This window comes from Pseudomonas sp. (genome assembly GCF_026224925.1).
In the GTDB taxonomy this organism is placed as follows: domain Bacteria; phylum Pseudomonadota; class Gammaproteobacteria; order Pseudomonadales; family Pseudomonadaceae; genus Aquipseudomonas.
In genome coordinates, this window is sequence record NZ_JAMFRV010000323.1 from 1 (window position 1) to 3,051 (window position 3,051).

Sequence of the window (3,051 nt, forward strand, 5' to 3'; positions counted from 1 at the left end):
CATGTCGCGCAATTGCCCGGCCTGATCGAAATAGCCCCAACGGCCTTCAATCCCGACCTGCTCTGCCACGGTAATTTCCACGTGGGAAATATGATTCTGGTTCCACTGGGTTTCGAACAAGCTGTTGGCGAAACGCAAGGCAATCAAGTTCTGAACAGTTTCTTTGCCCAGGTAGTGGTCGATCCGGTAGACGCGGTTTTCCGGGAAGAACTGGGCGACCGCATCATTGACAGTCCGCGAGGACGCCAAGTCGTGGCCAATCGGCTTTTCGAGTACCGCGCGGGTACGTTCGGTCAGGTTCACCGAGTCGAGGTTTTCGCAAATCGCGCCGTACACCGAAGCGGGTGTGGCGAAGTACGCGATCATCGTCTCGGCGTCGCCCACTCGCTCAGCCAATGCGACATAATCGTCGGCCTTCAGAAAGTCCACGTGCAAATAGCTCAAACGCGCTTGAAAACGGCTGACCACGGTTTCGTTCAGTTCAGCAGCGGGTACGAAGCGGCGAAGGTGACTGTCGATGTTCGCCAAATGCTGCTGTTCGTCGCCAGGTTCACGCGCGAGCGCCAAAATACGCGTGTCGGCGTGCAGCAGTCCGGCTTGATCAAGTTGATACAGGGCAGGAAATAGCTTGCGTAATGCCAGGTCGCCCAAGGCGCCAAACAAGGCAAAAGTGCACGGTTCAACCGTTATCAGGGGCATAATGTTTGTTCTTTTATCAAGTTAGGCTACAAATACCTTTTTTAAAGGCGGTATTCAAGGCCGAATGTAGTAATAACCACAACATTACGTCTAAAACCAGATTCCTATGGTGATCGACGAGGCCCATCAGTACGATAGGCCACCTTTGCCCGTACTTGGAAGACTCTCGATGACAGGCAGCTACGGAGCGTTTCTGACACCGGCTTTACAAGGATACTAAATGGACCGCACCCGCAATCTCCTGGAACATATCCAGGGCCGACTGGAAGACTTGAACAAGGCCGAACGCAAGGTCGCCGAGGTGATTTTGCTCAACCCGCAACAAGCAACGCGGCTGAGCATCGCTGCTCTGGCTCAGGCTGCTAAAGTCAGCGAGCCCACGGTCAATCGCTTTTGCCGTTCCTTTGGTGTCAGCGGCTACCCCGAGCTGAAACTGCAACTGGCGCAAAGCTTGGCCAGCGGTGCAGCCTATGTAAGCCGCGCAGTGGAGGCCGACGACAACCCCGAGGCTTACACCCGGAAGATATTCGGTAGCGCCATTGCGTCGCTGGACAGCGTCCTTCAACAGCTAGACCCGAACTTGATCAGCAAAGCCGTGGACCTGTTGATTCAGGCACGGCAGATCCATTTCTTCGGCCTCGGTGCTTCTGCTCCGGTGGCGATGGATGCCCAGCATAAATTCTTTCGCTTCAACCTGGCTGTTACTGCCCATGCCGACGTACTGATGCAACGCATGATTGCTTCTGTGGCGCATACCGGAGAGTTGTTCGTGATCATTTCCTACACCGGTCGCACCCGGGAGCTGGTGGAAGTGGCACGTATCGCCCGCGAAAACGGCGCATCGGTTCTCGGGCTGACGGCTGAAGATTCACCGTTGGCCAAGGCCAGCACCTTAAGCCTGAATATCCCACTGCCCGAAGACACCGACATCTATATGCCCATGACGTCACGAATCATCCAGCTCACCGTGCTCGACGTACTGGCGACCGGTATGACCTTGCGTCGAGGCGTCGACTTCCAACCCCATTTGCGCAAGATCAAAGAAAGCCTCAATGCCAGCCGCTATCCAATTGATGATGAGCTGAATTGACCATTTGATCCTCTGTAGGACCGAATTCATTCATATCGGGAACCGAGCCGCGCGGTGTATCAGGCATAACGAGGCGCGGCATTCGCGAACAAGTTCGCTCCCACAGGGATAATGAGTTGCCCGAAGTCCAGCGACATGCAGAGATATCGGTGGGAGGGAACTTGTTCACGAAGCAGGCAACGCGGTGTATCAGACATACCGAGTCGTCGGCATTCGCGAATGAATTCCCTCAGGGCTCATCCCAGGCCGGCTGTCAATGCAACAAATGAGCCTGCAACGTCAGGTGCACTTTTTCCCCCGGCGCGAGGCTCAGGGTGCTGGCGCCTCCCGACGCGGCTTCAACGCAGACAAAACCCATTGCTTCAAGGCCGCCCACGCCCATCAACGGGCGACTGCCAGGGTGCCAGACCACGGTGTTGGTGCTGTCGCTGGTGTCGATGCATAAGCTGCGTTGCCACGCTTCGTCTTGCAGCTGCAACTCCCCTGCATGGTTAAACAGCCGCTGACAGCCGCCATCGACCCGCAACTCACCTTTCTGCAGGCAAGCTTGTCGGTTGAGTTGGTCGTAACCGCTGGCGCCGTCGAGGCCCTCGAGTGCCACATCGGCCACGTCGCTGATGCGCCAGTAAGCGTGCAGTGCATGGCTGAACAAGCACGGTTCGGTGTCGTCATGCTGCGTACTCAAGCGCAACTCCATGCCCTCCCCCAGATCGGCATGCAGGTCGACTTGCCAATCCCACAGCTTCAGCCGCCAATGCAAGTGAACGCCCGCCTCGTCCTCGGTGCTGTCGATCAGCTTCCAATCGAGCAGCCGTGCCCACCCATGCGAGGGCCACACGCCCTCGCTGGGATGACGGCCATACCAAGGCCAGCAAATCGGCACACCGCCGCGGATCGCGCCGACTTGTGGCCAATGCGCCGCGCACCAAAGCCAAGGATGCTGGCCCCTAGGCTGAAAGTGCAGCAATTGTCCGCCCTGACGGCTGAATACCGCTTGGCAAAGCGGGTGATCGATCACCAATACATCGCGCTGTTGATAGCGCTCCCACTGAAAGGTTGGCCTGGCCCGCAACGAAGTAAAAAAACGCTGTAGCGGATGCTCAAGCATGTACCACGGTCCTGAAAATCATGTCGCCCAAACCTTTGGTGAAGATGCCTGCACTGCACCAAAAAAAAGCGGATAGCCATGGCTATCCGCAAAATGCGCACAGAGGGTGGAGCTTATTGCAACCGCGTTAAAACACCGTCTGAATTTTCAGGCC

2 protein-coding genes and 1 pseudogene are annotated in these 3,051 nt (G+C 56.7%); 1 reads left to right on the plus strand and 2 read right to left on the minus strand.

Annotated features, from left to right (window positions below; genetic code table 11):
• Positions 1 to 699, minus strand: a pseudogene (locus tag M0974_RS13985) (glucose-6-phosphate dehydrogenase); the annotation flags it as partial.
• A gap of 220 nt (positions 700 to 919) precedes the next feature.
• Between M0974_RS13985 and M0974_RS13990 the strand changes: the two are divergent.
• The gene (locus tag M0974_RS13990; protein WP_297837588.1) at positions 920 to 1,789 is read left to right on the plus strand and encodes a MurR/RpiR family transcriptional regulator; all 870 of its coding nucleotides are present in this window, start codon (positions 920 to 922) and stop codon (positions 1,787 to 1,789) included.
• A gap of 253 nt (positions 1,790 to 2,042) precedes the next feature.
• On the opposite strand, the gene M0974_RS13995 is transcribed toward M0974_RS13990, so the two are convergent.
• Positions 2,043 to 2,897 carry a D-hexose-6-phosphate mutarotase gene (locus M0974_RS13995; protein ID WP_297837591.1) on the minus strand — a complete coding sequence of 285 codons (855 nt, stop codon included), beginning with the start codon at positions 2,895 to 2,897 and terminating at the stop codon, positions 2,043 to 2,045.
• Positions 2,898 to 3,051: the final 154 nt, after the last annotated feature.

Coding starts and splice junctions, on each gene's coding strand:
- M0974_RS13995 (WP_297837591.1), bottom strand. CDS start 2,897: ATGCTTGAGCATCCGCTACAGCGTTTTTTTACTTCGTTGCGGGCCAGG.
- M0974_RS13990 (WP_297837588.1), top strand. CDS start 920: ATGGACCGCACCCGCAATCTCCTGGAACATATCCAGGGCCGACTGGAA.